Consider the following 26,037-nt stretch of genomic DNA (forward strand, 5'->3'; position numbering starts at 1 on the left):
GCCACAGCGCATTATTTTTCATTAATTAGGAGTAAAGGTACCCACACCAATCTCGTTGGTTTGCTCTTCGCTTGGTGCCTTGGCGAGAATATCGCTTGGGGCTACGTCACGACGCAGGTTCATATCTGCTTCGGTACGGATAAGTTCACCACGCAGTGAGTTTGGCAGTGCTTCGGTAATACGTACATCCACAAATTGACCGATCACCGAGTGTGGACCTTCAAAGTTTACCACACGGTTGTTTTCGGTACGGCCACGCAGTTCCATTGGGTTCTTCTTCGAAGGACCTTCAACCAAAATACGTTGCTCGGTACCAAACATATCACGGCTGATCTTCTGCGCCATTTGGTTGATGCGATCTTGTAAAATGTATAGGCGTTGCTTTTTCTCGTCTTCGCTTACATCATCCGGTAAATCGGCCGCCGGCGTACCAGGGCGAGCGCTGTAGATAAAGCTAAAGCTCATATCGAAGCCGATGTCATTGATAAGCTTCATGGTGGCTTCAAAGTCTTCGGTGGTTTCACCTGGGAAGCCGATAATAAAGTCTGAGCTCATGCTGATGTTAGGGCGCACCTTGCGCAGGGCACGAATTGTCGACTTGTATTCCATCGCCATATGGCCGCGCTTCATCAGGTTTAAGATACGGTCTGAGCCACTTTGTACTGGCAAGTGTAAGTGGTCAACTAGCTCAGGCACATCGGCATAGGCATCGACTATGTCTTGCGTAAATTCAACCGGGTGCGATGTGGTGTAACGAATACGGTCGATGCCATCAATGGCGGCAACATAGCGCAGTAGATCTGAGAAATAACAGATCTCGCCATCATGGGTGGCACCACGGTAGGCATTTACGTTTTGACCTAGCAGGTTCACTTCACGCACGCCTTGCTCAGCCAACTGAGCCACTTCAAGCAAAACATCATCAAGAGGGCGGCTTACTTCTTCGCCACGGGTGTAAGGCACCACGCAGAAAGTACAATACTTAGAGCAGCCTTCCATAATTGAAACGAATGCACTTGGGCCTTCTGCTTTAGGTTCTGGCAAACGGTCGAACTTCTCGATTTCTGGGAAGGTAATATCGACGACCGAGCCTTCTTTGGCTTGTACTTGCTGGATCATTTCCGGCAGGCGGTGCAAGGTTTGCGGGCCAAATACGATATCAACGAAAGGCGCGCGTTGGCGAATTGTGTCGCCTTCTTGTGAGGCCACACAGCCACCCACACCGATAACCAGATCCGGGTTTTTATCTTTTAATGGCTTCCAGCGGCCTAACTGGTGGAATACTTTCTCTTGTGCTTTCTCACGGATAGAGCAGGTGTTAAGCAAAATCACGTCCGCATCTTCGGCCTCTTCGGTTAGTTGATAGCCATTGGTATCATCTAGAAGATCCGCCATTTTCTGGGAGTCATATTCATTCATCTGACAACCCCAGGTTTTAATATGCAGCTTTTTGCTCATTGAAATATTGCCTCGTTTTCAATCCGGTACTGACTATGCACGACTAGGCCAAATTAATACTCTGAACCTGTAGTCATTGACTTAGCTTAGCCTAAAGGACGCGTATTTTATATGCTATCGCGCTATGAGCCAAGTATAGTTTTGATATTTGCCGCGCTGGGGTGCAGTAAATCAAAGATGCTTGACATCTTGATGTCAACAACTGCCATTTGCCTAAAGAACTGGGTTACAATTGCGCCAGCGAAACAAGAATAAGAGACAAGGCCAATGAGTGTAAAACAGGTGCTGATTGTCGGTGGCGGTATGGTGGGCGCAGCCTGTGCCATCAAGCTTGCCAAGCAGGGCATGCAGGTATGCGTTATCGAGCAGCAGGTAATAGACCCGCAGGCGGTTCTACAAAGCGAGCAGGTTGATATTCGCGTATCCGCTATTAACCGTTTTTCTGAACAGCTGTTAGATGAATTGGGAGCTATGCCGGCTTTGCGTCAAAACCGTATTGCACCATACACCCAGTTGGAAGCGTATGAAGATAAGCCTGAGCAGCTACTTTTCGACTGCCAGGAACTCGGCGCCAGTCATTTAGGGCACCTGGTTGAGAACAAGCTTCTACAAGCAGCATTGTGGGCCCAGTTCGAGCAATACGACATCAAGGTTTGCTCACCCGAGGGACCCGCTCTGCAATTGCTGCAGACGTCTCAAGGGGCAACTCTTATCTATGAACACGAGCAATTTGAGTGCGATTTGATCATTGCCGCTGACGGTGGCCGCTCTCGTATTCGTCAATTGGCGGGCATTGGTGTAACCGGTTGGCAGTATCAGCAACATTGTATGGGCATACTGATAAAGCTGGACGCCCCACAACAAACGAAAACCTGGCAACAATTTAAACCCAGTGGTCCTATTGCGTTTCTACCCATGCAATATCCCTATGCCAATCTTATTTGGTATGACGAAGGCGCTAAGCTTAAGCAACTGCAACAGCTGGATAAAGCGGCGTTAAAGAAACAGATCGAAGCGCACTTTTTTACTCTGCCTGGTGACTTTGAGATAGAAACCGCCGCCGTGTTCCCCTTAGCTCGTCAGCATGCAAATACCTATATCGGCCGACGCGTTACACTAATTGGTGATGCTGCCCACACCATTAACCCTTTGGCGGGGCAGGGGGTTAACCTTGGCTTTAAAGATGTGGATGCACTTGCCAAGGCGCTAGCTGATACCAGCGCGAACTTAGCGGGCGCACTGGTGCATTACCAACGCACGCGACGTACGGACAATCTGCTGATGATGAGTATGATGGATGCCTGTTACTTTGGTTTCTCGAACAGCCTATCGCCACTTAAACACTTGCGTAATTTGGCTCTGACGGCGGCGAATAAGGCTGGCCCCATTAAAAAGCAGGTATTGAAACACGCCATGGGTGGCATTACTTAAAGAAAAACGTTTAAGGTAAAGCGACTGAAAGTATTTCTAAGCTGCTCAATAGGGCGGCTTTTTTATGTCATAACAAATCAGGTATATAACGAACGGATAGAAAGAAGTTTAAGGGTGTTTAAATGATTAAGAATCAGGATTGATATTTTTGAAGGATAACTATGAAGGTTAATACATGGTGCGGAAGGTGAGACTTGAACTCACACATCCGAAGATACTGGAACCTAAATCCAGCGCGTCTACCAATTCCGCCACTCCCGCAATGTATTATTTACATCCAAATTGATTATGGAAGCTAAGTCCAACGTCTCATTTGCATGTATTAAGATGATAATTTTAGTTCTTATCAAGAACATGGTGCGGAAGGTGAGACTTGAACTCACACATCCGAAGATACTGGAACCTAAATCCAGCGCGTCTACCAATTCCGCCACTCCCGCATTTTTTCGCGTTCTGAGAGGGAAGCTAAATCCAGCGTCTAATTCAAGACATCGGCCAATTCCGTCACACCCGCATTCATATTTTGTGTTTTATACCATTTTCTTATTGGTAGCAAGAAAATGGTGGCTACGCCCTGATTTGAACAGGGGACCCCATCATTATGAGTGATGTGCTCTAACCAACTGAGCTACGTAGCCATGGCTGGAGTACCAGGATTTGAACCTGGGAATGGCGGGATCAAAACCCGCTGCCTTACCGCTTGGCGATACTCCAACTAAAGGGTTGATATGTTTTAGTTCTTATCAAGAACATGGTGCGGAAGGTGAGACTTGAACTCACACATCCGAAGATACTGGAACCTAAATCCAGCGCGTCTACCAATTCCGCCACTCCCGCAAGGTTGGCTGGAGTACCAGGATTTGAACCTGGGAATGGCGGGATCAAAACCCGCTGCCTTACCGCTTGGCGATACTCCAACGAAACAAAGTTATTTTAGTTCTAACTTTAAGAACATGGTGCGGAAGGTGAGACTTGAACTCACACATCCGAAGATACTGGAACCTAAATCCAGCGCGTCTACCAATTCCGCCACTCCCGCAAGGTTGGCTGGAGTACCAGGATTTGAACCTGGGAATGGCGGGATCAAAACCCGCTGCCTTACCGCTTGGCGATACTCCAACGAAATCTCAAATCTTTATTGGTCCAGGATTTGAATCTGGGGGTGGACGAGTGAGGGATCAAAACCTCTCTCCTTCTGCCCTTACCGCTTGGCGATACTCCAACGAAACAAAGTTATTTTAGTTCTAACTTTAAGAACATGGTGCGGAAGGTGAGACTTGAACTCACACATCCGAAGATACTGGAACCTAAATCCAGCGCGTCTACCAATTCCGCCACTCCCGCATTTCGCTTAAGTATTTTTATGGAACCTTAATCCAGCGTCTAATTCAAGACATCGGCCAATTCTAATACTTTTGCATACAAACTAGTTTTCCATTCTCCTTGGTAGTGGAAAATGGTGGCTACGCCCTGATTTGAACAGGGGACCCCATCATTATGAGTGATGTGCTCTAACCAACTGAGCTACGTAGCCAACTTTTGTTTGTCATCATCGCTGATGCGGGGCGTATTATGCTGATATGGTGAAAGCGCGTCAACACCTTTTTGCGAAAAACATATTCAGGATGAATCGTTTGCCTGAAAAACAAACGAAGCGAATAAAAATCGACTTACCTTGCTTAAAAAGCCTACAAAAAAGCCCGCTAACAGCGGGCTTCTTAAGGTCAAAAGTTTTTATACGTTGAACAAGAAGTTCATCACATCGCCGTCTTTAACTATGTATTCTTTACCTTCTTGGCGCATCTTACCCGCTTCTTTGGCACCACTTTCACCTTTGAATTCGATGTAGTCAGCAAAAGCAATAGTTTGGGCGCGAATAAAGCCACGTTCAAAGTCGGTGTGGATCTTACCTGCGGCTTGTGGCGCCGTTGCACCCACTGGAATAGTCCAGGCACGAACCTCTTTCACACCGGCGGTGAAGTAGGTTTGCAGTTTTAACAGCTCATAACCACCACGGATTACGCGGTTAAGACCCGGCTCTTCAAGGCCCAAGTCGGCCATAAATTCTTCGCGATCTTCATCATCAAGCTCAGAAAGCTCCGCTTCGATGGCGGCACAAACTGGGATCACAACAGCATCTTCTGCAGCGGCGATTTCACGTACCTTGTCCAGGTGTGGGTTATTTTCAAAGCCATCTTCATTGACGTTGGCAATGTACATGGTTGGTTTGATGGTTAAGAAGTTAAGGTAATCGATAGCCGCCTTTTCTTCTTTCTCCAGGCTTAATGAGCGTAGCGTTAGGCCTTCATCAAGGTGGGCTTTTACTTTCTCAAGTACCTGAATTTCAAATTTAGCGTCTTTGTCGCCACCTTTGGCTTTTTTCGCTTGACGCTGCATGGCGCGATCGGCGGTATCCATATCGGCTAGTACAAGCTCGGTATTGATAACATCGATATCGTCAGCTGGGTCGATTGTGCCTGCTACGTGAACGATATTTTCGTTCTCAAAGCAGCGAACCACGTGGCCGATGGCATCTGTTTCACGAATGTTGGCAAGGAACTGGTTACCTAGGCCTTCACCCTTAGAGGCGCCTTTTACCAGACCGGCAATATCCACAAACTCCATGGTCGTAGGTAGAATACGCTGTGGTTTTACGATTTCGGCCAATTGATTTAGGCGCGTATCTGGAACAGGAACTACACCCGTGTTTGGTTCAATGGTACAAAACGGGAAGTTTTGCGCTTCAATACCAGCTTTAGTAAGTGCGTTAAATAGAGTTGATTTACCTACGTTAGGCAAGCCAACGATGCCACATTTAAAACCCATATTCTTAATACCTATTTAATCTTTAAGCCTAAGGCTTAAATGAATGGAGTCTGTTTTGTGCTTTAAGCACGCCATCTTTCGCCAAAATTTCCATACAACGCACCGCTTCATCTACCGCTGCATCGATCTTTTCTTGATCTGCCGCCGGTGCCTTGCCAAGTACCCAGCCAGTTACTTTATCTCTGTGCCCGGGGTGACCAATGCCAATGCGTAAGCGCATGAACTCTTTATTATTGGCCATTTTGGCAATGATGTCTTTAAGGCCGTTATGACCACCATGACCGCCACCTTTTTTTAATTTGGCTGTGCCAGGCTCTAAGTCCATCTCGTCATGAGCGACAAGAATACTCTCAACTGGGATCTTATAAAAGTTTGCCAGGCTTGAGACGGCTTTACCACTGAGGTTCATATAGGTGGTGGGGATCAATAACTTATATTCTGTGCCAGCAATAAGCACCTTGCCGGTTAGGCCGTGGTGTTTGCTATCGGGCTTGAGGGTGCAGTTGTAACGGGCGGCCAGTTCTTCGATAAACCATGCCCCTGCATTATGGCGAGTATCTTTATATTCGGGGCCTGGATTAGCCAGGCCCACTAGCATTTGAATAGTATTCAAGGTGCTAACACCTTAAACCTTATTCTGCTGCTTCAGTTTCTGCGTCTTCAGCGTCTTCAGCTGCAGCGCCTTTAGGAGCAACAACAGTTACAACTGCTTGGTCGTGATCAGCACCTTTAGCAAGCTCAACTGAAGTAACACCTGAAGGAAGTTTAACGTCAGATAGGTGTAGTGAATCACCTGCAGCTAGTGCAGCTACGTCTACTTCGATGAACTCAGGAAGTGCTTTAGGAAGACACGTGATTTCGATCTCAGTTAGCTGGTGAACAATAGTTGCACCTGTCTTAGCTACTACTTCTTCGTTGATGAAGTGTACAGGGATGCTGGTGTGGATCTTAGAGTTAGCGTCAACACGTTGGAAGTCTAAGTGAGTGATCTTAGGCTTGTACGGGTGACGTTGAACGTCTTTAAGGATCGCTTCAACTGACTCACCGCCGATGTTTAGCGTAAGGATGTGAGTGTAGAAACCTTCGTGTGCTTGGGCTTGGATGATCTTGTTGTGATCAAGCGTAAGTGATACAGCTTCTTTGTCTGCACCGTAAAGGATCGCAGGAACTTTGTCTGCACGACGTAGGCGGCGGCTCGCACCAGTACCTAGCTCAGCACGTACTTCTGCATCAAATGTGTAAGAAATGTTAGACATAACGTCTCCAAAAATAAGTAAATGATTTAAGTTTTAAGACCTTCGCGACCAAAAGTCTTAGCCGATTGATGACAGTTTAAACAATCACCAATCAAAAAAGGCGCGCTATAGTACCACCGCGCCCTTATAAAATAAACAAGAGATATAAAAAAACACCGCAATTGCTCAGAGCTAATGGCTAAGCGATTGCGGTGTTTTTCAAAAGGCTGGGAGAACCCAAGCCCTTGATAAGATGTTGAGCTTAGTGCTCGAACATCGCTGAGATTGATTCTTCGTTGCTGATGCGGCGAATGGTTTCGGCCATCATATCGGCAAGGGTCAATACCTTGATGTTGTCAAGCGCTTTTAGTTCATCAGATAGTGGGATTGAATCAGTTACAATCACTTCATCGATTACTGAGTTGCGCAGGTTCTCGGCTGCTTTACCAGAAAGCACTGGGTGCGTGGCGTAAGCAAAAACGCGCTTGGCGCCATGCTCTTTCAGCGCTTCAGCTGCCTTACATAAAGTACCACCGGTGTCGATCATATCGTCAACGATAATACAGTCACGGCCTTTAACATCACCAATAATGTGCATTACTTGTGATACGTTGGCTTGCGGACGACGCTTGTCGATAATTGCTAAATCTTTGTCGTCTAGCAACTTAGCGATAGCACGGGCACGTACTACACCGCCGATATCAGGAGACACAACAACAACATCTTCAAAGTTACGCTGCTTCATGTCTTCGATTAGTACCGGGCTACCGAATACGTTATCTACTGGCACATCGAAGAAGCCTTGGATTTGCTCTGCGTGTAGGTCAACGGTTAGTACGCGGTCAACACCTACGCTAGATAGGAAGTCGGCAACAACCTTGGCCGTGATAGGTACACGAGCAGAACGCACGCGGCGGTCTTGGCGAGCATAACCAAAGTAAGGAATTACGGCGGTGATACGCCCTGCTGATGCACGACGTAGTGCATCAACCATAACGATCAATTCCATCAAGTTGTCGTTAGTTGGCGCACAGGTAGACTGGATAATAAAAACGTCCGATCCACGGACGTTCTCATTAATAGACACACTGATTTCACCGTCGCTAAAACGACCAACCTCGGCATCGCCTAGTTCGATATATAAACGTTTTGCAACTTTTTGAGCAAGTTCAGGCGTTGCATTACCAGCAAAGAGCTTCATGTCTGGCACGGTAGGGGTCCTCGGGCACTGAAATTTGGGACTAACTTGTAAGTTAAGCATATTGACTGCGATGGCAAACCAAGGTTTGCAATAGTGCAGGATTATGCCTGGTTACAGGCTAACTTAAACACTTTACTTCTCTAAACCAAGTGCCGTATGAGCGGGCGACTTGTTCAGGTTTTTGGCAATAAAGCCATGCCATTTTTCAGGCAGCTTTTCTAGAGCATTGCGTGCGGCTTGTTCGTTTTCGAACTCAGCGAAGCAACATGCCCCAGTGCCAGTCATTCTCGACGGGGCGTATTTTAACAACCACATCAGTGTTTTTTCAACCTCGCTGTACAGCTTTTTGACCAGCGGCTCACAGTCGTTACGCTGCTCGGCCACTTGCCACTGCTCTGGAAGTTTCTCACTATCACGTATTAAGTCGGGGTGAGTGAATACCGCGGCGGTACTAATATGCACCTGAGGATGCACCACCAAATACCAGCGTTCAGGCAGCTCCACGGTGTGTAATTGCTCACCTATGCCGCGCGCCAAAGCGCTGTAGCCGTGAATAAAAACCGGTACATCGGCGCCCAGTGACACCCCAAGTTCAGCCAGTTGTGCCAGGCTTAGGCGCTGTTGCCACATTTTATTTAAAGCCAGCAGTGTGGTGGCCGCATCGGATGAGCCGCCGCCAACGCCGCCGCCCATGGGCAGCACCTTGTCTATACTGATGTCGACGCCTTTATGGGCATAGCCTAATTCTTCATAACGCTGCTGCAGCATGCGCGCGGCGCGATAGATAAGGTTATCGCTATTGGCTACGCCGGGCATGGGAGCGACAACTATTTCCTGATCAGGGCGCTCTTTAAAATGCAAGGTGTCGCCGTAATTGAGAAAAGTAAACAGGGTTTCCAGTTCATGGTAACCGTCATCGCGACGCCCGGTAATATGTAAAAAGAGGTTGAGCTTTGCTGGGGCAATAGCGCTCAAAGTTTCCAAATTCATTGCACTACTCATTGCACTTGCCATTGATTAATTAAAAGTTTTACCCGCAGTGACTCATGAACCAGGGTGATGCGGGTAGGCAACCAGACGCCGTTTATGGCCTCGAATTGCTCATAGCGAATTTGCCAGCGGCGCTGATCCGGGCTTAGCCAGTGGGCGCTGCGCACGCGTTTTAGCTCATCCATCTGGGCATCGCTTTCAAGTTGCCCGAGCAGCCAGCTTTGTGGCTCAGTCAAAGGTAGCAACCAGCCGCTTAAGCGGTAAACCAGTTGCTGCGCGTTACTGTCTTGATAATGCTCATCATCCACTTCCAGGAGTACCTGCTCACCTTGCTTTTGCAGGCGCAGTACATTGGTGCCGATAAAGGTGTTGAGATCCAGTTCATAGTCTTTATTTTGCTGTTGCCACACAAAGTTAGCCGATTGGCGCTTTTGTGGCGAAATAAAGGCCATTTTTCCCTCGGCACTAAAATGAGAGATGGTCGCAAGTTGCTGGCGCCAGTTGTCATCTGGGGTGGTGGATTTTGGGATTTGTTGAGCACAGCCAGTGATAAACAAAAAAAACACCAGCAAAATCAATCGAAAGTTAATCAAATGTCTTTCCTGCCTTTTCTTATTCGCTTGATTTTCGTAAAATTATTCGCTTGTAGCAGGTTTTGACCAATATTAATTGCAAGCGATTTGTATTTAGCGTCGATTAAAGCGTTTACCGACATCGTAAAAATTCATTTGCCGGTAAGGTGCTTGTGTGCGCTAATTTATCAATGAGTAGGTATTTAATCAAATTGGTTGTTAAGCAATAGTTGTCACCATGACCATAGTCGCACTGGGTATTAATCACAAAACGGCCTCCGTTGATTTACGAGAAAAAGTCGCCTTTTCGGCGGAGCAGCTTGATCGTGCACTACAGCAACTCACCATGCAGGATGAATTCGCTGAGTCCGTGATTGTTTCGACCTGTAACCGCACCGAAATTTATTGCTCGCTAGAGAGCGGCACACCTGAGCAGGTATTACAGTGGCTGGCCGAATTCCATTGTCTGGATATCGAAGAGCTGGCCGATAATGTTTACAGTTACGACCATAATGATGCCATAGCTCACTTGATGAAGGTGGCATGTGGCCTGGACTCCTTAGTCTTGGGCGAGCCGCAAATTCTTGGGCAAATTAAACAGGCTTATGCCAGCGCCAAGAAAAACGGCGGTGTTGGCGTACTGTTCGAGCGCTTATTCCAGCGTACCTTCTCGGTGGCCAAGCAAGTACGTACCGAGACCAATATAGGTGCCAGCGCGGTTTCTGTTGCCTATGCAGCGGTGAATCTGGCCAAGCATATTTACGGTCAACTTAATAACACCAGCGTTTTACTTATCGGGGCCGGCGAAACCATAGAGCTGGTAGCGCGCCATATTCATCAGCATTCACCCAAGTCCATGACGGTGGCAAACCGTACTCTGGATAGGGCCCGTAATCTCGCCGATGAATTTGCCGCCGGGGTGATCTCTTTAGCGCAATTGCCCGAGCAACTGGCCAATGCGGATATAGTGATCAGCTCCACCGCCAGTACCTTGCCCATTATCGGTAAGGGTGTGGTTGAGCAGGCGCTGCGCACTCGTAAAAACAAGCCTATGCTGTTTATCGATATCGCCGTGCCGCGGGATATCGAAAGCCAGGTAGCGGAACTTGACGATGCCTACCTTTATTCGGTGGACGATCTGCAGGCCATAGTGAGTGAAAATATGGCGACGCGAGAGCTGGCAGCACAGCAGGCACAGAGCATTATTGCCGCCAAGGTGGAAGAGTTTGCGAGTTGGCTGAAGTCCCTTGACTCGCTCGATATGATCCGCGATTACCGCAACGAGGTAACGCAAACCAAAGAACAATTGTTAGAGCGGGCGCTAAGCCAGCTTGCCAGCGGCAAAGAACCGGACAAGGTGATGGTCGAGCTGGCCAATAAATTGACCAATCGTTTGATGCACGCTCCTACCAAGGCGATTAAAGACGCCGCTGAAAAAGGCGAGCTGGGGCAGTTGGCACAAATGAAGAAGATGTTAGGAATTAACCAGGAATAACAAACAGATGAAAGAGTCCGTATACCATAAGTTAGAATCCTTAGTGGAACGCTATGAAGAAGTGCAGGCGTTGCTCAGTGATCCCGAGGTGATCGGCAATCAGGATCGTTTCCGCGCTTTATCTAAAGAGTATTCGGAGCTCGAAGAAGTAGCAAAAACTTTTACCGCATACCAGCGGGCGCAGGATGATGTCGCCGCAGCAGAAGAAATGCTCAAAGACTCAGATCCGGATATGCGTGAAATGGCGCAGGAAGAGTTCAAAGAAGCCAAAGGCCAAATTGAGTCTCTTGAAGACGAGCTACAAGTGCTGATGCTGCCTAAAGATCCAAAAGACAACAACAACGTCTTCCTTGAAGTACGTGCCGGTACCGGTGGTGACGAAGCGGCGATTTTTGCCGGTGATCTGTTCCGCATGTACAGTCGCTACGCCGAGTCACAAAAGTGGCAGGTGGAAGTAGTTAGCGCCAACGAAGGCGAGCACGGCGGTTATAAAGAAGTGATTGCTAATATCAAGGGGGATGGCGTTTACGGCAAACTTAAGTTTGAATCCGGCGCCCACCGTGTACAGCGTGTACCAGAAACCGAATCTCAGGGCCGAGTGCATACCTCTGCCTGTACCGTGGCCGTGATGCCTGAAATTCCAGAGGCAGAAGCCATTGAAATCAATCCGGCGGATATCAAGGTTGATACCTTCCGCGCCTCCGGCGCCGGTGGTCAGCACGTTAACAAAACCGACTCGGCAATTCGTATTACTCACTTACCAACCGGTGTGGTGGTTGAGTGTCAGGACGAGCGTTCACAGCATAAGAACCGCGCTAAGGCCATGTCTGTACTTGCCGCTCGCCTAGAGCAGGCAGAAACAGAAAAGCGTCAGGCCGCAGAAGCAACGCAACGCCGTAACCTGGTAGGTAGCGGTGATCGCTCTGAGCGTATTCGCACCTATAACTACCCGCAAGGTCGTATTACCGACCACCGTATCAATTTAACCTTATATCGCCTTAACGAAATCGTTGCCGGCGAACTGGGCGCGGTTATCGACCCACTTTTACTTGAGCATCAGGCCGACCTACTGGCGGCGATGGGAGAGGAATAAGTTGGCACTGCCATCCATAGATGATGCCTTGTCAGCGGCCACAAAGCGCCTGCAAGCCCTGAGCGACTCGCCAAAACTTGACGCTCAGGTGCTGATGTTGCATGTCTTGCAACGCCCCCGCAGTTACCTTTTTGCCTGGGGCGACCGCCCACTTAGCGAACAGGAATACCATGACTTTACGCAGCTACTGGGAAAGCGCTGCGCCGGTCATCCCGTTGCTCACCTCACCGGAGTGCGGGAGTTCTGGTCGCTGCCCATCATGGTTAATAACAGCACCCTTATTCCTCGCCCCGATACCGAAACTCTGGTTGAGCAAGCCCTAGCATTAGCCTTGCCGGATAACGCCAGAATGCTAGATCTTGGCACAGGCACCGGAGCCATAGCCCTGGCGCTGGCCTCTGAGTGCCCCAACTGGCACATCGATGCCCTTGATGCCAGCGCGGATGCCGTGGCATTAGCACTAAAAAATAAACAAAATCTAGGGCTTAGCAATGTGCAAATTATACACAGCGACTGGTTTAGCGCCCTTAATGATGTTACATATGATTTAATCGTCAGCAATCCGCCTTATATCGATGCGGCGGACCCCCATTTGCAGCAGGGTGATGTGCGCTTTGAGCCGCTTAGCGCCCTGGTTGCCGCGCAGCAGGGGCTAGCCGATATAGAGCATATTATTATTCATGCCAAAGCGTTTTTAGCGCGCCCCGGTGTGCTGATGTTTGAACATGGTTACGAGCAAGGGGCTGCGGTGCGTCAATTGTTCACCGAGCATGGTTACATTAATGCCCGCACCGAGCGCGATTTAGGTGACAATGACCGCATTACTCTGGCCGACTTGGTGCCCGGGTGTGCATAGAATAAAGATAAAATAATAAGACCCTTAAGGAAGAACATGGATTATATCGCTATCAAACACACGCATGTGTTATTTGTGCTACTCAGTGTAGTGCTTTTTTATGTCCGCGCCTTTTCGCGCCTTGGCAGTGGCAAAATTGCCGCCAACAAGGTCGTATTTATCAGCAGTCATGTAATCGACACCCTATTACTAGTGAGCGCGGTGGCGCTACTCATTGTGGCCAGCATGAATCCGTTGACCATGCCCTGGTTATGGCAAAAAATCATCCTAGTTGTGGCCTATATTGTTATTGGCTTTAAGCTACTTAAAGCGCAAAGTAAAGGGAAAAAATGGCTATGGCTGGGAGTTAACACCTTGGTGTTGTTGGCAATTGGCTATTTGGCGGGTACTAAATCTGCGTTTTTCTAGCCGTGAATACGGCGCTAACGCAGTGAAATTGGTATCTTAGGGCGATCCTAGGTAAACTAGTGGCCATTTTATTGCCTGTGAGATATCCCTATCTATGTCTGATGTTTGGTTAGATGACCAATTTGATTTAGAGCACAGCTACAGTGTTAGCGCCATAAACCGTTGTATTGCCGCCGAATCACGCTGGCAGGCCCAGGCTCAGGCCGAGCAAGCCTATACGCAATTGCAGCAGTTAGAGCAGCAAGCGCATGAAATAGTTGCGCGTTATGAAGATGATAAACACCAGGCACTGGATGCTGTGGTCGATAATTTCTACAGCGAATGGGGCTTTAGTGGCACCCATCAGGAGCTGCCCGAGTATCGCCTGAACAGCGTGTACTTTGCCTTGCTTTATCGCACCGGAAACAGCCTGGCGCTGGGCATTATTTTGCATGGTATCTTAGAGGACGCAGGTTTTAATGCGGATCTGGTGCTGGTGGATCAAAGCGTGATGGTGCAGGTGCATTTTAGCGATCAGGAGCATTACCTGATCGAGCCGACTTCGGGCCAGCAAATGTGGCATCTGCAGCCGGAAAACGCCGAGCCAGAGCAAAGCCCTGAGCTGCTTATAGACGAAGAAATCTATAAGCTGTATCTGGCTCATCAAAAATGGGCTTTTATTGCCGCCGAGCGTTTTGGCAGCGCCTTGGCCTGCGCTGAGCTGTTGTTAGAGCTGATAGGTGACGACCCTTACGAGCGTCGCGACCGTGGTTATTTGCTCAATCAGATTAATCGCCCGGAGCTGGCCAAAGAAGACTTGCGTTTCTTTGTTGAAGAATGCCCGGACGACCCAGGCATTGAGATAGTGCGCCATCAAATTGATGAGCTCGACAATAATAACAACACACTACACTAATAAGGAATCATTATGGATCAACCTGCTGAGGCCATGATCAGCAATCCAGCCGTGGTGATGGGCCTGCTCGCCGTTATTCTCGGCGTGATTTTTAAAACTGCCCACAGTCAAAACCACTGGCTAAGGACCTTTTATAAGTATGTACCGGCGCTATTGCTGTGTTACTTCCTGCCTTCTTTACTTAATACCTTTGGCGTTGTCTCTGAGCAAAGCGCAGGCAGCGTGTATCACGTGGCTTCGCGCTATTTACTGCCAGCCTGTTTGATTTTGCTGACCATCAGTATCGACTTAAAGGCCATTATTAACCTTGGCCCTAAGGCGCTGATCATGTTCCTGACCGGTACAGTCGGCATAGTCATAGGCGGCCCCTTGGCCATTCTGGTGATGAGTGCGGTAAACCCCGAGGTAGTTGGCGGTCATGGCCCTGATGCCGTGTGGCGTGGCATGACCACCATAGCCGGCAGCTGGATAGGCGGCGGGGCTAACCAGGCCTCGATGAAGGAAATGTTTGACGTTGGGGGAGATATCTTCTCCGCCATGGTGACCGTGGATGTCATTGTTGCCAACCTCTGGATGGCGGTATTGCTCTTGATGGCTGGTAACCATAAAGCCATAGATGCGAAAACCGGCGCCGACACCAGCGCCATCGAAGATCTTAAAAAACGCGTCGAAGCCTATCATGCCGAGCATGCACGCCTGCCGACCTTGAATGATTATATGACCATAATCGCCATCGCTTTTGGTATTACCGGTTTGGCTCATTTCTGTGGCGATATACTGGCGCCTTATTTCGACCAGTTTGCCTGGGCGCAAGAATACAGCTTAAACAGCAAGTTCTTCTGGCTAATCGTGATTTCAACCACTTTAGGTATTGCCCTGTCATTTACCCGAGTGCGCCATATCGAAGCCTTTGGCGCCTCAAAAGTGGCATCTAGCTTCTTGTATATTCTGGTGGCCTCTATCGGTTTGCATATGAATGTCACCGCCATCTTCGATACCCCATGGTACTTTGTCTTGGGTGCTATCTGGATGCTGACTCACGCGGCCTTGATGTTGATTGTTGCTAAGGCCATTAAGGCGCCACTGTTTTATATGGCGGTGGGCTCGCAGGCCAATGTTGGCGGTGCGGCTTCGGCTCCGGTAGTAGCCTCGGCTTTTCACCCCTCGCTAGCCCCTGTGGGTGTATTGTTGGCTGTACTGGGTTACGGCGTAGGTACGTATATGGCTTATATTTGCGGCTTGATCATGCAGTCGGTCGCCCCTTAAGGAATTAAAAATGACCATTAAACAAATTAATATTGGCGCCATTGAACTGGCCAACGACAAACCCTTTGTTCTGTTCGGTGGCATGAATGTGTTGGAGTCTCGCGATCTGGCCATGCGCATCGCTGAGCACTATGTGGAAGTGACCAGCAAGTTAAACATTCCTTACGTGTTTAAAGCCTCTTTTGATAAGGCCAATCGCTCGTCGATTAATTCTTATCGTGGCCCAGGTCTGGAAGAAGGTTTAAAGATTTTTGAGGAAATCAAAAACACCTTTAATGTGCCTTTGATCACCGATGTGCATGAACCATATCAAGCAGCGCCTGTGGCCGAAGTGGTTGATGTTATTCAGTTGCCTGCCTTTTTGGCACGTCAAACCGACCTGGTGATGGCCATGGCGCAAACCGGCAATGTGATCAATGTGAAAAAGCCGCAGTTTTTAGCGCCGCACGAAATGCGTCATATCATCAAGAAATTTGCCGAAGCCGGTAATGAGCAGGTAGCCCTGTGTGAGCGTGGTACCAGCTTTGGTTATAACAATCTAGTGGTTGATATGCTGGGTATGGACGATATGAAAGCCATGGCTCCAGTTATCTTTGACGCCACTCATGCCTTGCAGCGCCCAGGCGGACGCAGCGACAGCGCCGATGGCCGTCGTGCACAGGCCGCAGAGCTGGCACGCAGTGGTATGGCACTGGGTATCGCTGGTTTGTTTATTGAAGCGCATCCAAATCCCAATGAAGCCAAATGTGACGGTCCTTGTGCCTTACCATTGGCTAAGTTAGAAGGGTATTTGACGCAAATGAAGGCCATTGATGATCTGGTAAAAAGCTTTGAACCACTAGATACCAGCGCCAGCGATCTGTAAGTAGCCTAGATTTATTTTACCGCTTTAGAGCCAGCACTAGTTGCTGGCTTTTTTATGTTTGAGCCAGTGCTGCGCACTAAATTGGCATCTTGAAGGCCTTTGTATATAATCAGCTCAAATTAAAAAAACTAATCTATTGCTATGGCTCGGCGACTTCCCCCTCTTAATTCACTCAAGGCTTTTGAAGCTGCGGCAAGGCACTTAAGCTTTACCAAGGCTGCAGAAGAGCTTTATGTTACTCAGGCCGCGGTGAGCCATCAGATCAAAACATTAGAAGAGCATCTTGGCTTAAAATTATTTTTACGTAAGAACCGCTCTTTATTGCTGACCGAAGAAGGTCAGGGTTATTTTCTCGATATTAAAGAGATCTTCACTCAGCTGGACGATGCCACCGAAAGGCTCCTTGCTCGCGGTGCCAAGGGCTCCTTAACCGTCAGCCTGACGCCAAGTTTCGCCATTCAATGGCTGGTGCCACGTTTAAGCCTGTTTAACGAACAGCATCCGGATATCGATGTGCGAATTAAGGCACAGGATCAGGACGACAACTCGCTGCAAGATGATGTGGATGTAGCCATTTATTATGGTCGTGGCCATTGGAGTGGGGTGGAAACCCATAAGCTGCATACGGAATATCTGGTGCCCTTGTGTAGCCCCATGCTGCTCACCGGGCCCAAGCCTTTGAACGAGCCACAGGATCTGCAAAATCACACCCTGTTGCACGACACCACCCGACGTCCTTGGAAGGTGTGGATGAAAACCGCTGGGGTGCGTAATGTTCAGGTTAATCAGGGACCGATTTTCTCCCACTCGTCCATGGCCATGCAGGCCGCAACCCATGGTCAGGGGGTGGCTTTAGGGAACCTGGTATTGGCAAAACCTGAAATCGACGCCGGACGTTTGATAGTGCCCTTTAATCACAGCTTGGAAAGTAAAAATGCTTATTATCTGGTATTTCGCGAGTCACAATCCGAGCTGGGTAAAATCGTGTCCTTCAAAGAATGGATGTTAGGCCTGGTAGAAAAAGAGCAGGAGCAACTTTAAATGCAGTGGTTTAATGCAGAGCAGCCGATTGCTCAATTTATTTTTGCCCATGGTGCCGGTGCCGGTATGGACAGCGAGTTTATGCAAGAGCTGGCGCGCTTAATGGCGGCGCAGGGCATTAGTGTGGGCTTGTTTGATTTTCCCTATATGGAAAAAGCTAAGGCGGAAGGTAAGCGCCGCCCGCCGGAACGTGCCGATAAGTTGCTGGTAAGTTTTAATGAGCAACTGACACAACAACAAGATGACTTGCCCCTGTTTATCGGTGGTAAATCCATGGGTGGTCGTATGGCCAGTATGCTGGTGGCGCAGCCCGAAGGAATAAGTGCAGAGGTGCGTGGAGTAGTAGCCTTTGGCTATCCGTTTCATCCTCCGGGGAAAAAAGACAAACTCAGGGTTGGCCATTTTAGTGATATCAAGGTGCCGTTTTGCGTTATTCAGGGGGAGCGGGACACCTTTGGCAAGCAAGACGAATTAAGCCAGCTTGCCGACACCCGCCCGGCACAAATCCATTGGCTGAGCGATGGCGATCACTCCCTGGTGCCACGTAAAAAAAGCGGTTATACCCAGCAGGGTAATTGGCGGCAGGCAGCAGATATTGCTGTAAACTTTATTAAGGAGCAGCTATGAGTCAGTTATTTTTGGTGCTGGGCGCGATTTTCGCCGGGCTCGGTGTTATACTCGGCGCCTTTGCCGCTCATGGCCTAAAAAGTCGACTCTCGGAGCACGCTATCGGCGTCTTTCAAACCGGGGTTGAATACCAGATGTATCATGCACTTGGGCTCATTTTAATCGGCGTGCTGGGGAAACTCGGGATGCAATTTAATGTCAGCGGCTACTTTATGCTCGCCGGCATCCTATTATTTAGTGGCAGTCTGTACGCTTTGGCCCTTACCGGCATTAAGTGGTTTGGCCCTATTACTCCTTTAGGTGGCCTGTGCTTTATTGTCGCCTGGGCGGCGATGGTTATTAAACTTTTACAAATGAAATAAGTCATTACCATGTCCTGTATCGTTATTTATTGTCGCGCTGGTTTCGAAAACGACGCTGCCGCAGAGATCACTCATCACGCCAGTAACCTGGGTGTGGGCGGTTATGTTAAGACGAAGCCGAATTCGGCCTTAGTGGCATATCATTGCTATAGCCATGATGAAGCTGAATACCTGATCAAGAAGATCCCGTTTAAGGACATGATCTTTGCCCGCCAGTGGTTTATCGGCACGCAAGTGGCAAAAATGCCTATCGACGACCGTGTTGGTAGCATTTGTGAGGTGGCCAAGTCATTCCCCCTGTGCGGTGAATTGCGTGTGGAAACCTGTGATACCAATGAAGGCAAAGAGCTTTCCAAGTTATGTAAAAAAATCAGCAATCCACTGGCCAAGGCATTAGAGGGTCAAGAAACCCTGCTGCGTCAACAGGTGAAAAACCGTCCGACCTTGCATGTGCTGTTTATCGCCAGCGATACCGTTTATGTGGGTTATTCGTTTAGCTTTAACAACTCGCCTTTGTATATGGGTATCCCGCGCCTGCGTTATCCTAAGGATGCACCGAGCCGCTCAACCCTGAAGCTGGATGAAGCCTTTATGATGTTTGTGCCAGAAGATGAGCGCGAAGAGCGTGTAGCCTCAGGTATGAAAGCGGTGGACCTGGGTGCTTGCCCTGGCGGTTGGACCTATCAGTTGGTGCGCCGTGGCATGTTTGTACAGGCCATAGACAATGGCCCTATGGATCAGGCTTTGATGGACAGTGGTCAGGTGAAGCACTACCGCGAAGACGGCTTTAAGTTCCGCCCTGAGCGTCGTAATATCAGCTGGTTGGTGTGCGACATGGTGGAAAAGCCAAGCCGCGTGACCGAGCTAATGATAGATTGGGCGGTGAACGGTTTTGCGAAAGAGTTGATTTTCAACCTTAAACTGCCAATGAAAAAGCGCTTTGATACCGTGTATGAGAACCTTCAGCGCATTCGCGATGAACTGCATGAGTACGGCGTTAAATACAACCTGCAGGCCAAGCATCTCTATCATGATCGTGAAGAGGTTACGGTACATCTGCAAGTGCTGCGTGTACCGCAAAACGTTTTTAGCTAATCTCGTTTGAGATGATGAAAAAAGCCAGAGACTAACTCTGGCTTTTTTTGTATTGCTTGACCAAAAGGCTAACCAGATAACTGGCCGCGGCTATGCCGAAAACGTCGGCGCTTAAATCCACCAGATCAAAGGTGCGGCTGGCAACAAAGGCCTGGCTTATTTCCTCGCTTAGAGCAAAGAGAAAAACGATTAAGGCACCCCAGTAGAGTTTTACCCTGCCAAGGCGCCAGAAGGCGGCTTTAAGTGCTAGGCTCAGCAACAAGGTAGCAGCGCCAAAGAGCACAAAGTGGCCCAGCTTATCGCCATAGGGCAGGGCTCTGACCAAGTCAAAAAAGATGCTTGGCTGGCCTGTATTAGCGAGATAGATGATCCAGCCCAAAAACGCAAAAAAGCCAAGCGCCAATAACATCAGCATCCATTGCCAACTGCTTTTCATCGTTATTGCCCGCGATAATTGTTACGGTAATTCTCCACCCACAACTTGGTGGCGCCACACACGGCCACTGGCATGACTATCATGTTGAGAATGGGGATCATGGCACAGATCATCACCCCGGCGCCAAAGCCGTAGGACAGTCCTCTATGTGCATTTAAATCGCGCTTCATATCAGCAAAGCTCACCTTATGGTTATCGAAGGCATAATCCTTATATTGAATGGCGAACATCCAGCAGGTAAAGAGCGCCCAGATGATCTGTCCAATTATCGGTAGGAACCACATCAGGATAAAAAAGCCGATGGCGCGGGGCAGGTAGTAACATAGCTTGGTCCATTCCCGGCCAAGCATACGTGGTACATCGCGCATGGTATCGAGCAGACCATCGTCGTTGACGCGCTGCCCGGTTAAATGTAATTCCACTTTCTCGGCGAGGAGGCCGTTAAAGGGGGCGGCGATAAAATTAGTGATCACCGTAAAGATCATCGAATAGCTAAAGAGCACCACCAAAAAAGCTAAAGGCCACAATAGCCACTCAAGCCAGGACAGCCACTCGGGTAGCTGGGCATTAATCCAGGCGAAGGCATCGGTTAGCCAACCATAAATAAAAAACAGGGATGTGCCGAAAATCACTAGGTTGATCAATAGAGGGATCAGTACAAAGCGCTTTAGGCCTTTTTCGGTGATCATAGGGAAACCACTAAAAAAGTATTCAAATCCGCGACCTAACTGCATGCTTTACCTCAAAGTGTTACAGGGTATGGTTTGCAGTATATCTAAGGTGCTGCGAATTTACAGCGCAAAGTGGTAAACAATTGTTGCAAAAACAGCGGGCTAGGGTTTTAAAAAACAGGCAATAAAAAGCCCTGCGAGGCAGGGCGTTTTATTAGTTCTTATCTTCGAGCATATCAGCTTCTTGTTGCTGACGTTCGCGGTAGGCTCCGCCTTGCTCTTCGATTAGCGTCGGCGTTTCCTGTTGAGCGCGTGATACCTGATTCATCTTTAAGATGTTTTCTGCGTGTTGCAGATCTGAGGTATTGCTGAAACCTGCGATGTTCTCGCGCGCTTTCAAGAAGCTGTGGATTTCATCGACTATGGTATTGAGCTCTTGCTCATTCTTCTTCATTGCCATCACGTAACGCGGCATCTCAACATTATCGGCACCGCTGGTGGCGAAGGTGCTAGAGCTGATGCGTGAGCTGATGATCCAAGGCGTGATCGATGACTTGATCACCACGTTTTCACTGCGCGTTGAGTCATGAATAGACATACCGGTAGAGATCTTCGACTCGGTGAAGGTACCTTCGGTTTTCAAATACAGTAGCAAGGAGTTAAATTGCATTTCCGCCCAGAACACATGGCTGAAGTTTTCCAACATACGGCCTATGGTGCTGAAGATCTGCCACATAAAGAAGGTGCCAAGTACGGCCACGATAAGAGAAGAAAGCTCGCCTAACCAGTTTTGTAGCAGCTCGATATTGCCACGGTTTGCGGCACGGGTGAACTCAGGTAACAGGCCGCTTTGCTGGCTGATAAAGTGATACAGGCCAATGGCTTCACCGGCCAGAGAGAAGAACAACAAGGCACCGATCACCAAACAAAGCTGAGCCGCTGTGGTGCTTACCAAACGGGTAATATTAAAGCCCTTGTTGCCAGGACGCGGATTAAACTCAGGCTGGGTTTCAATTAGCAATTCGCCGCGGAAGTCACCCTTGCTGCTGCTTTGCTCGTTCAATACCGGATCGAAGTCGATATAGGTACGGTTCGGGATTTCCTTATAACGACGGTTGGCAAGAACTATGCTTTCGATATTGATAAAGATCTCGTTCGGATGCACTTCTTCTTGCAAGTTAGCACGGTATTCGCTGACCTCGGTAGCCACTTCGTTTTGCTTGCTACGGGCATTAATTAGGTAGAAAACTGCCGCACAGCAAAGCGCACCTAGGAATAATAAAGTAAAGAGGCTAGGCCAGGCCGAGAACAGGCTTACCTTTTCTGTCAGCTGTGCCCATTGCTCCAGCTCACCCTTATGTGGGGCGAAGAACTGGTTATAAATCAGGCCAATAACAACGGGGAAGATCACCGAAAAGGCGATGATTTTCGCCAAAGAGGCGGCGCCTACGTCTTTAAGACGCTTTACTCGGTTTAGGCTTACCGCATTGGCGGCACTGCGCCAGCATAGCAGTAGGTAAACCAAAATCAGCGCTGAGAAAACCGGTACGATAATATGACCCGCTTCACCGGCCAGGCCTGAAGATGAGACAAAATAGGTCAGGCCGAAGGCAACAAAGGCCAAAATGGTTTGCAGAATAACGCCAATGACTTCCTGCGCCACGTTACGCATGGGATAGGGCAAGAAGATAAGTTTTGGTAATACCGAGTGAGCAAAACGACCCACCCAGCCTTTGGGCTCGGTGAAGGTGGCGTTTTTGCGCCCCATCAACATGGACTCCAAGGTTTTTGCCGTATAGGCCAGGGAGCCTTTCTTTTGCTCCAGCGCCGCATTTTCCTGCTCGCTTTTGCTTAAGTTGGGTGCCAATGAACTGGGTACCGAGCGGCCAACGAAGAATTTAAACAGTTGGAAAAGGCCGCTACCACAGCGTTTTAAGCCTAAGATCATCAGCACTAAGCCTACTGCTGCATAGGCCCAGGCGGAGATCATATCGGTTTGTGTTAACGAGGTGACTTTAAAAAGGCTAAATAAACCTATCAGGGTGATAATGGCACCACCTGCGGTACGTATCGCCCCTTCAATTTTAAATGGGTTAGAAATGCCTAGCCCTTTCGAGCCAAAATCATAAGCCATGATGATTCCTTGGAGTTAATAGAATTCTTTAATCCGTTTTATGCGCATTTTCTATGCGCTCGGAAATTGCCGGGTGTGATGAGAGATAATCCCACAAAGAGCCTTGCTCTTTTTCATCCATCCCGTGCGCCTGAGCCAGGGCTTGCATGGCCTCGGCAAAGGCCGAGCGATGATAACCTAATTGGCTAAGCTGCTCTAGTGCAAAGGTATCGGCCTGACGTTCCATATCGCGAGAAAACTGCTGTTGTATCAAGGCCGAGCCCGTTCCCATAATGATCTCGGCAAAGCCTTCGAGGTCGCCAAACATCAGCGCCAAAGTGACCGAAGAGCCGGCGGATTGAGCCGCTAAAGTCAGGCCATGCTGATGGTGAACATGACCAATCTCATGCAATAAAACAGCCAATAAAGCGGTGTCATTATCCTTGAGGATAAGCGCAAGCTCATCGGTTAAGACCACCTGACCATCGGGCAGGGCAAAGGCATTGGCGCCTATCTCAGGGGCACTGTAAAAGTGCAAAACCAAATGCTCTGGGGCATCGTCAATTTGTGCAATATGGCGTTGCCACAGGGTGCGAATATGGGTTTGCTGCGCAGCGTCCAGATTTGTGGGTTCCAGATACACGTATTCCAGTGCTGCCAAGGTTTGCTCTGATGCCGCATGCACCACTGAGTCAGGCAATGAGCGTGCGACCACGGCGGCGCTGGCGGGTATGACTTTAAAGAACAACAGCCAGGCGAGCACGGCGCTGGCAATTACACAGCCGAGTACCGCCGTTTTATGTTTCTCGATGCGCTCCAACAGGCGATCCCAAGTGGACTCTGAAGGCCAGCGATGGCTGGCGCTATGAGGTACAAAACGACTGCCGTCAATAAACACCAGCTCTACCGGCAGACCGCTGAGTTGCTGGCCTTGACGATACTCGTCAAACTGCACCAGCAATTCATCGCCATTGTAAATGCGCACTTGCTCGCACCTGTTATCCTGCGTTAGCCACAGGGTTACTTCCGTGCTGTGGCTTTGATTGCGCAGGTAATAATAGCCGGTGACTTGCATGTCTTAGCCCAAAGATAAGTCGATATCGAACATGTCAGCGGCTTCTTCACCGAACGCCGATTGCTGCTCGCCGAGCTGGTCGTGCAGGGTTTGCGGGTCGCACAAAAAGGTTACTTCGGTGGCGTTACTGAGCATACGGGCGCTGCGCACCTTGGCCCAGGGGTAAGCCAAACCCAGGCTAAAGACGATGGCCAGGGTATTGGTAAAGACCAGCAGGGTGTAGTCGATCATCTTTAAATCCGACTTAAAGTCGGCGATGCCATGCAGCTCACTGCTGTTAAGCAGGTGATTGCGAATATGAGTCTGATAAATGCCCGTGGCTACCGCAAAGGCAACAAAGTAAACGATCATCATCATCACCATGAGGATTACACCGGCAAGGGCACTGGCTTGGTCGTTCATCATTTCTGGGTCCTGGATCATGGCCTCTAGACCAAAACCGAAGACACCGGCCACGGCCAGCATAAGTACCGCGACAATAGCGGCGGCTACATAGGCCATCAGCGCCGCTAAATAATACTCGCCGCCACGGGTGTTGACGCTAATAGGAGTATCGGAAAACTCGATATTGCTGTGTAAGTACTGATCAATGCGTTTAAACACGTAAGGCAATAGCAAATAAAGGGTGAATACGCTTAGGAAAGGCAGCAGTATAAACACCATAAAGGCCTCGCCATAGTTGCCCTTAAAGTTAAAGCGTACATTGCGATAACGGCTCATGCGCATATTAAAGCGCATACCCTGATTAATGATCCAGGGCGTTAAAAACAGCAGGATAAAAATCGCCAATATGCCCAGCACAGGCACAAACTGGGTGCAGAACATATAAATAACAAAGAAGATAAAGGCTAGAATACGGCCTTTAAGTATCTGTATCGGCGTTGCCAAATAATCAAATCTATGACCATCGAGTTGGGTGTGGCCGTAAAAGTAACGATAGGTGCGCACCTTGGCCCAGGCGGAATAAATCCCCAGGGTTAACAAGGTCAAAACGATATTAACGATCCAAATTGAGAAAAACTCTTTCCCTGAGCCACTAAATTCGACGCGACGGCTATAAGGTTGAAACTGAGGTGTCGGGCTAGTTGTGCTATCTGTTTGTGATAAATCCATTTTTTAGTCTTTTTGGCGGTTAAAACGCAGCCCATTAATTTAGCGTTAAGTTTCAAATAATGCAACAGATGCAAGGGCTTAACTCGCTTTTACTCTCTGCAACGGGGTAAAGCATGTGTATAATAGAGCGAACCCCTTAGTTATTAGCCAAGGCCATGTCATATGCTTTCAAAAAATCAGCAAAAGCACCTGCGTCAATTAGGTCAAAAAAAATACCGTAAACAGCGGCAAGAGTTTTTAGTGCAGGGCACTAAAAATGTACTTGAGCTGTTGCAAAGCGAGCATGACGTGCTTGAGCTTTTTGCCAGCGACGAGTTCTGTGCGGCCCATAAGCAGTTGATTGAAAGTCGCTTAAGTGGCAAGGATGTACATAGCTGTGATGAAGCGGCCTTGTCTAAGGTCAGTACCCTAGTCACCAATAACGATGCTATTGCCGTGGCGCCCATGGCTCAGGTGGAAATTGAGCATACCCCTTGGCAAATAGCCCTGGACGGCGTCAGCGATCCGGGCAATCTCGGCACCATTATTCGTCTGGCGGACTGGTACGGTTTTAAACAGGTCTTGTTGTCGGCCAATTGCGCCGACCCTTATAACCCTAAGGTGATCAGTGCCACCATGGGCTCCTTTACCCGGGTGTCCTGCCATCAAGTCGATTTGCCAGCCTATTTGCAAAGCTGTGATAAACCGGTTTACGGCGCCTTCTTAGGCGGCAAAAACCTCCATCACACCAACTTTGGCGGACAAGGTATCCTGGTGATGGGCAGTGAATCCCACGGCATCAGTGATGCGGTGGCGGCGCATGTCAGCGAGCGTATCACCATAGTGGGCTACGGTGGCGCCGAATCCCTGAATGTGGCTATTGCCAGTGGCATTATTTTAGATAATATAAAGCGTTGTCACGGTTAAGCGCCTA

25 protein-coding genes and 10 tRNA genes are annotated in these 26,037 nt (G+C 48.9%); 13 read left to right on the top strand and 22 right to left on the bottom strand.

All coding sequences use genetic code 11. The features are described from left to right. Window positions 1–21: 21 nt before the first annotated feature. The gene (miaB, locus tag WCN91_RS08255) at window positions 22–1,458 is read right to left on the bottom strand and encodes a tRNA (N6-isopentenyl adenosine(37)-C2)-methylthiotransferase MiaB (RefSeq protein ID WP_342678042.1); all 1,437 of its coding nucleotides are present in this window, start codon (window positions 1,456–1,458) and stop codon (window positions 22–24) included. Between the two features lie 267 nt (window positions 1,459–1,725). On the opposite strand from miaB, the gene WCN91_RS08260 reads away from it, so the two are divergent. Further along, entirely contained in the window at window positions 1,726–2,889 is a 1,164-nt protein-coding gene (locus tag WCN91_RS08260) for an FAD-dependent oxidoreductase (protein WP_342678044.1), read from the top strand. 176 nt (window positions 2,890–3,065) lie between these two features. Here the strand turns inward: WCN91_RS08260 and WCN91_RS08265 are convergent. The 16 genes from WCN91_RS08265 to lolB all read right to left on the bottom strand — a co-directional run bounded on the left by WCN91_RS08265 (window position 3,066) and on the right by lolB (window position 9,734). Beyond that, window positions 3,066–3,150 (bottom strand) — tRNA-Leu (locus tag WCN91_RS08265). A 94-nt stretch (window positions 3,151–3,244) separates the two neighbouring features. Then, window positions 3,245–3,329, bottom strand: a tRNA-Leu gene (locus WCN91_RS08270). Between the two features lie 121 nt (window positions 3,330–3,450). Further along, window positions 3,451–3,527: transfer RNA gene (locus WCN91_RS08275), tRNA-Met, on the bottom strand. Window position 3,528: 1 nt separating this feature from the next. After that, window positions 3,529–3,603: transfer RNA gene (locus WCN91_RS08280), tRNA-Gln, on the bottom strand. Between the two features lie 38 nt (window positions 3,604–3,641). Continuing rightward, window positions 3,642–3,726: transfer RNA gene (locus tag WCN91_RS08285), tRNA-Leu, on the bottom strand. A gap of 5 nt (window positions 3,727–3,731) precedes the next feature. Further along, window positions 3,732–3,806 (bottom strand) — tRNA-Gln (locus tag WCN91_RS08290). Window positions 3,807–3,843: 37 nt separating this feature from the next. Continuing rightward, window positions 3,844–3,928 (bottom strand) — tRNA-Leu (locus WCN91_RS08295). A 5-nt stretch (window positions 3,929–3,933) separates the two neighbouring features. Further along, window positions 3,934–4,008: transfer RNA gene (locus WCN91_RS08300), tRNA-Gln, on the bottom strand. Window positions 4,009–4,148: 140 nt separating this feature from the next. Then, window positions 4,149–4,233: transfer RNA gene (locus WCN91_RS08305), tRNA-Leu, on the bottom strand. A gap of 113 nt (window positions 4,234–4,346) precedes the next feature. After that, a tRNA-Met gene (locus WCN91_RS08310) sits at window positions 4,347–4,423 on the bottom strand. Window positions 4,424–4,623: 200 nt separating this feature from the next. Next, window positions 4,624–5,715, bottom strand: coding sequence for a redox-regulated ATPase YchF (gene ychF / locus WCN91_RS08315; protein WP_342678046.1), 1,092 nt, complete (start codon window positions 5,713–5,715; stop codon window positions 4,624–4,626). Between the two features lie 28 nt (window positions 5,716–5,743). Next, window positions 5,744–6,313, bottom strand: a complete 570-nt coding sequence (pth, locus tag WCN91_RS08320) for an aminoacyl-tRNA hydrolase (RefSeq protein WP_342678131.1) — start codon at window positions 6,311–6,313, stop codon at window positions 5,744–5,746. Window positions 6,314–6,347: 34 nt separating this feature from the next. Continuing rightward, window positions 6,348–6,971: a 50S ribosomal protein L25/general stress protein Ctc gene (locus WCN91_RS08325; RefSeq protein ID WP_342678048.1), complete on the bottom strand. Its 624-nt coding sequence runs from the start codon at window positions 6,969–6,971 to the stop codon at window positions 6,348–6,350. Window positions 6,972–7,212: 241 nt separating this feature from the next. Beyond that, window positions 7,213–8,160, bottom strand: a complete 948-nt coding sequence (locus tag WCN91_RS08330) for a ribose-phosphate pyrophosphokinase (protein WP_105200654.1) — start codon at window positions 8,158–8,160, stop codon at window positions 7,213–7,215. 123 nt (window positions 8,161–8,283) lie between these two features. Further along, a complete protein-coding gene (gene ispE, locus WCN91_RS08335; protein ID WP_342678051.1) occupies window positions 8,284–9,141 on the bottom strand; it encodes a 4-(cytidine 5'-diphospho)-2-C-methyl-D-erythritol kinase in 858 nt (285 codons plus the stop codon). Window positions 9,142–9,149: 8 nt separating this feature from the next. Then, window positions 9,150–9,734 carry a lipoprotein insertase outer membrane protein LolB gene (lolB, locus tag WCN91_RS08340; protein WP_342678053.1) on the bottom strand — a complete coding sequence of 195 codons (585 nt, stop codon included), beginning with the start codon at window positions 9,732–9,734 and terminating at the stop codon, window positions 9,150–9,152. A 217-nt stretch (window positions 9,735–9,951) separates the two neighbouring features. On the opposite strand from lolB, the gene hemA reads away from it, so the two are divergent. From hemA to rlmM, 11 genes are all read left to right on the top strand, one after another. Next, a complete protein-coding gene (gene hemA, locus WCN91_RS08345) occupies window positions 9,952–11,208 on the top strand; it encodes a glutamyl-tRNA reductase (RefSeq protein WP_342678055.1) in 1,257 nt (418 codons plus the stop codon). A gap of 7 nt (window positions 11,209–11,215) precedes the next feature. After that, window positions 11,216–12,301: a peptide chain release factor 1 gene (gene prfA, locus WCN91_RS08350; protein ID WP_342678057.1), complete on the top strand. Its 1,086-nt coding sequence runs from the start codon at window positions 11,216–11,218 to the stop codon at window positions 12,299–12,301. 1 nt (window position 12,302) lies between these two features. Beyond that, window positions 12,303–13,157 carry a peptide chain release factor N(5)-glutamine methyltransferase gene (gene prmC, locus WCN91_RS08355; protein ID WP_425416024.1) on the top strand — a complete coding sequence of 285 codons (855 nt, stop codon included), beginning with the start codon at window positions 12,303–12,305 and terminating at the stop codon, window positions 13,155–13,157. Between the two features lie 36 nt (window positions 13,158–13,193). Beyond that, window positions 13,194–13,565 (top strand): SirB2 family protein, encoded by a 372-nt coding sequence (locus tag WCN91_RS08360; protein WP_342678059.1) that lies wholly within the window; start codon window positions 13,194–13,196, stop codon window positions 13,563–13,565. Between the two features lie 94 nt (window positions 13,566–13,659). Then, the gene (locus tag WCN91_RS08365; RefSeq protein ID WP_342678061.1) at window positions 13,660–14,460 is read left to right on the top strand and encodes a tetratricopeptide repeat protein; all 801 of its coding nucleotides are present in this window, start codon (window positions 13,660–13,662) and stop codon (window positions 14,458–14,460) included. A gap of 12 nt (window positions 14,461–14,472) precedes the next feature. Beyond that, on the top strand, window positions 14,473–15,726 hold the full coding sequence (locus tag WCN91_RS08370) for a DUF819 family protein (RefSeq protein ID WP_342678063.1): 1,254 nt from the start codon (window positions 14,473–14,475) through the stop codon (window positions 15,724–15,726). 10 nt (window positions 15,727–15,736) lie between these two features. Then, the gene (kdsA, locus tag WCN91_RS08375) at window positions 15,737–16,591 is read left to right on the top strand and encodes a 3-deoxy-8-phosphooctulonate synthase (protein ID WP_342678065.1); all 855 of its coding nucleotides are present in this window, start codon (window positions 15,737–15,739) and stop codon (window positions 16,589–16,591) included. A gap of 141 nt (window positions 16,592–16,732) precedes the next feature. Next, a complete protein-coding gene (locus tag WCN91_RS08380) occupies window positions 16,733–17,632 on the top strand; it encodes a transcriptional regulator GcvA (RefSeq protein WP_105200646.1) in 900 nt (299 codons plus the stop codon). Beyond that, window positions 17,633–18,259 carry an alpha/beta family hydrolase gene (locus WCN91_RS08385; RefSeq protein ID WP_342678068.1) on the top strand — a complete coding sequence of 209 codons (627 nt, stop codon included), beginning with the start codon at window positions 17,633–17,635 and terminating at the stop codon, window positions 18,257–18,259. It begins immediately after the preceding gene. Beyond that, window positions 18,256–18,621, top strand: a complete 366-nt coding sequence (locus tag WCN91_RS08390; RefSeq protein WP_342678070.1) for a DUF423 domain-containing protein — start codon at window positions 18,256–18,258, stop codon at window positions 18,619–18,621. The genes WCN91_RS08385 and WCN91_RS08390 overlap by 4 nt, the downstream gene beginning before the upstream one ends. A 9-nt stretch (window positions 18,622–18,630) precedes the next feature. Further along, window positions 18,631–19,716, top strand: coding sequence for a 23S rRNA (cytidine(2498)-2'-O)-methyltransferase RlmM (gene rlmM / locus WCN91_RS08395; RefSeq protein WP_342678072.1), 1,086 nt, complete (start codon window positions 18,631–18,633; stop codon window positions 19,714–19,716). A gap of 31 nt (window positions 19,717–19,747) precedes the next feature. Here the strand turns inward: rlmM and WCN91_RS08400 are convergent, their stop codons facing one another. The 5 genes from WCN91_RS08400 to WCN91_RS08420 form a co-directional block, all read right to left on the bottom strand. Continuing rightward, window positions 19,748–20,152: a VanZ family protein gene (locus WCN91_RS08400; protein ID WP_342678074.1), complete on the bottom strand. Its 405-nt coding sequence runs from the start codon at window positions 20,150–20,152 to the stop codon at window positions 19,748–19,750. A gap of 2 nt (window positions 20,153–20,154) precedes the next feature. After that, complete coding sequence (cysZ, locus tag WCN91_RS08405; protein ID WP_342678076.1) at window positions 20,155–20,886, bottom strand: sulfate transporter CysZ; 732 nt, start codon at window positions 20,884–20,886, stop codon at window positions 20,155–20,157. A 151-nt stretch (window positions 20,887–21,037) separates the two neighbouring features. Then, a complete protein-coding gene (locus WCN91_RS08410) occupies window positions 21,038–22,957 on the bottom strand; it encodes a hypothetical protein (protein ID WP_342678078.1) in 1,920 nt (639 codons plus the stop codon). A gap of 28 nt (window positions 22,958–22,985) precedes the next feature. Next, window positions 22,986–24,011, bottom strand: a complete 1,026-nt coding sequence (locus WCN91_RS08415) for a M48 family metallopeptidase (RefSeq protein ID WP_342678080.1) — start codon at window positions 24,009–24,011, stop codon at window positions 22,986–22,988. Between the two features lie 3 nt (window positions 24,012–24,014). Beyond that, window positions 24,015–25,124 (bottom strand): YjgN family protein, encoded by a 1,110-nt coding sequence (locus tag WCN91_RS08420; protein WP_342678082.1) that lies wholly within the window; start codon window positions 25,122–25,124, stop codon window positions 24,015–24,017. Between the two features lie 162 nt (window positions 25,125–25,286). On the opposite strand from WCN91_RS08420, the gene WCN91_RS08425 reads away from it, so the two are divergent. Next, window positions 25,287–26,030 (top strand): TrmH family RNA methyltransferase, encoded by a 744-nt coding sequence (locus WCN91_RS08425; protein ID WP_342678084.1) that lies wholly within the window; start codon window positions 25,287–25,289, stop codon window positions 26,028–26,030. The last annotated feature ends 7 nt before the right edge of the window (window positions 26,031–26,037 follow it).

Source organism: Pseudoalteromonas qingdaonensis (genome assembly GCF_038739665.1).
Classification (GTDB): domain Bacteria; phylum Pseudomonadota; class Gammaproteobacteria; order Enterobacterales; family Alteromonadaceae; genus Pseudoalteromonas; species Pseudoalteromonas qingdaonensis.

Bases quoted from the DNA above. Each gene is read 5' to 3' on its own strand.
- miaB (WP_342678042.1), bottom strand. From the start codon at position 1,458: ATGAGCAAAAAGCTGCATATTAAAACCTGGGGTTGTCAGATGAATGAA.
- WCN91_RS08260 (WP_342678044.1), top strand. From the start codon at position 1,726: ATGAGTGTAAAACAGGTGCTGATTGTCGGTGGCGGTATGGTGGGCGCA.
- ychF (WP_342678046.1), bottom strand. From the start codon at position 5,715: ATGGGTTTTAAATGTGGCATCGTTGGCTTGCCTAACGTAGGTAAATCA.
- pth (WP_342678131.1), bottom strand. From the start codon at position 6,313: ATGCTAGTGGGCCTGGCTAATCCAGGCCCCGAATATAAAGATACTCGC.
- WCN91_RS08325 (WP_342678048.1), bottom strand. From the start codon at position 6,971: ATGTCTAACATTTCTTACACATTTGATGCAGAAGTACGTGCTGAGCTA.
- ispE (WP_342678051.1), bottom strand. From the start codon at position 9,141: ATGAATTTGGAAACTTTGAGCGCTATTGCCCCAGCAAAGCTCAACCTC.
- hemA (WP_342678055.1), top strand. From the start codon at position 9,952: ATGACCATAGTCGCACTGGGTATTAATCACAAAACGGCCTCCGTTGAT.
- prfA (WP_342678057.1), top strand. From the start codon at position 11,216: ATGAAAGAGTCCGTATACCATAAGTTAGAATCCTTAGTGGAACGCTAT.
- WCN91_RS08360 (WP_342678059.1), top strand. From the start codon at position 13,194: ATGGATTATATCGCTATCAAACACACGCATGTGTTATTTGTGCTACTC.
- WCN91_RS08365 (WP_342678061.1), top strand. From the start codon at position 13,660: ATGTCTGATGTTTGGTTAGATGACCAATTTGATTTAGAGCACAGCTAC.
- WCN91_RS08370 (WP_342678063.1), top strand. From the start codon at position 14,473: ATGGATCAACCTGCTGAGGCCATGATCAGCAATCCAGCCGTGGTGATG.
- kdsA (WP_342678065.1), top strand. From the start codon at position 15,737: ATGACCATTAAACAAATTAATATTGGCGCCATTGAACTGGCCAACGAC.
- WCN91_RS08380 (WP_105200646.1), top strand. From the start codon at position 16,733: ATGGCTCGGCGACTTCCCCCTCTTAATTCACTCAAGGCTTTTGAAGCT.
- WCN91_RS08385 (WP_342678068.1), top strand. From the start codon at position 17,633: ATGCAGTGGTTTAATGCAGAGCAGCCGATTGCTCAATTTATTTTTGCC.
- WCN91_RS08390 (WP_342678070.1), top strand. From the start codon at position 18,256: ATGAGTCAGTTATTTTTGGTGCTGGGCGCGATTTTCGCCGGGCTCGGT.
- rlmM (WP_342678072.1), top strand. From the start codon at position 18,631: ATGTCCTGTATCGTTATTTATTGTCGCGCTGGTTTCGAAAACGACGCT.
- WCN91_RS08400 (WP_342678074.1), bottom strand. From the start codon at position 20,152: ATGAAAAGCAGTTGGCAATGGATGCTGATGTTATTGGCGCTTGGCTTT.
- cysZ (WP_342678076.1), bottom strand. From the start codon at position 20,886: ATGCAGTTAGGTCGCGGATTTGAATACTTTTTTAGTGGTTTCCCTATG.
- WCN91_RS08410 (WP_342678078.1), bottom strand. From the start codon at position 22,957: ATGGCTTATGATTTTGGCTCGAAAGGGCTAGGCATTTCTAACCCATTT.
- WCN91_RS08415 (WP_342678080.1), bottom strand. From the start codon at position 24,011: ATGCAAGTCACCGGCTATTATTACCTGCGCAATCAAAGCCACAGCACG.
- WCN91_RS08420 (WP_342678082.1), bottom strand. From the start codon at position 25,124: ATGGATTTATCACAAACAGATAGCACAACTAGCCCGACACCTCAGTTT.
- WCN91_RS08425 (WP_342678084.1), top strand. From the start codon at position 25,287: ATGCTTTCAAAAAATCAGCAAAAGCACCTGCGTCAATTAGGTCAAAAA.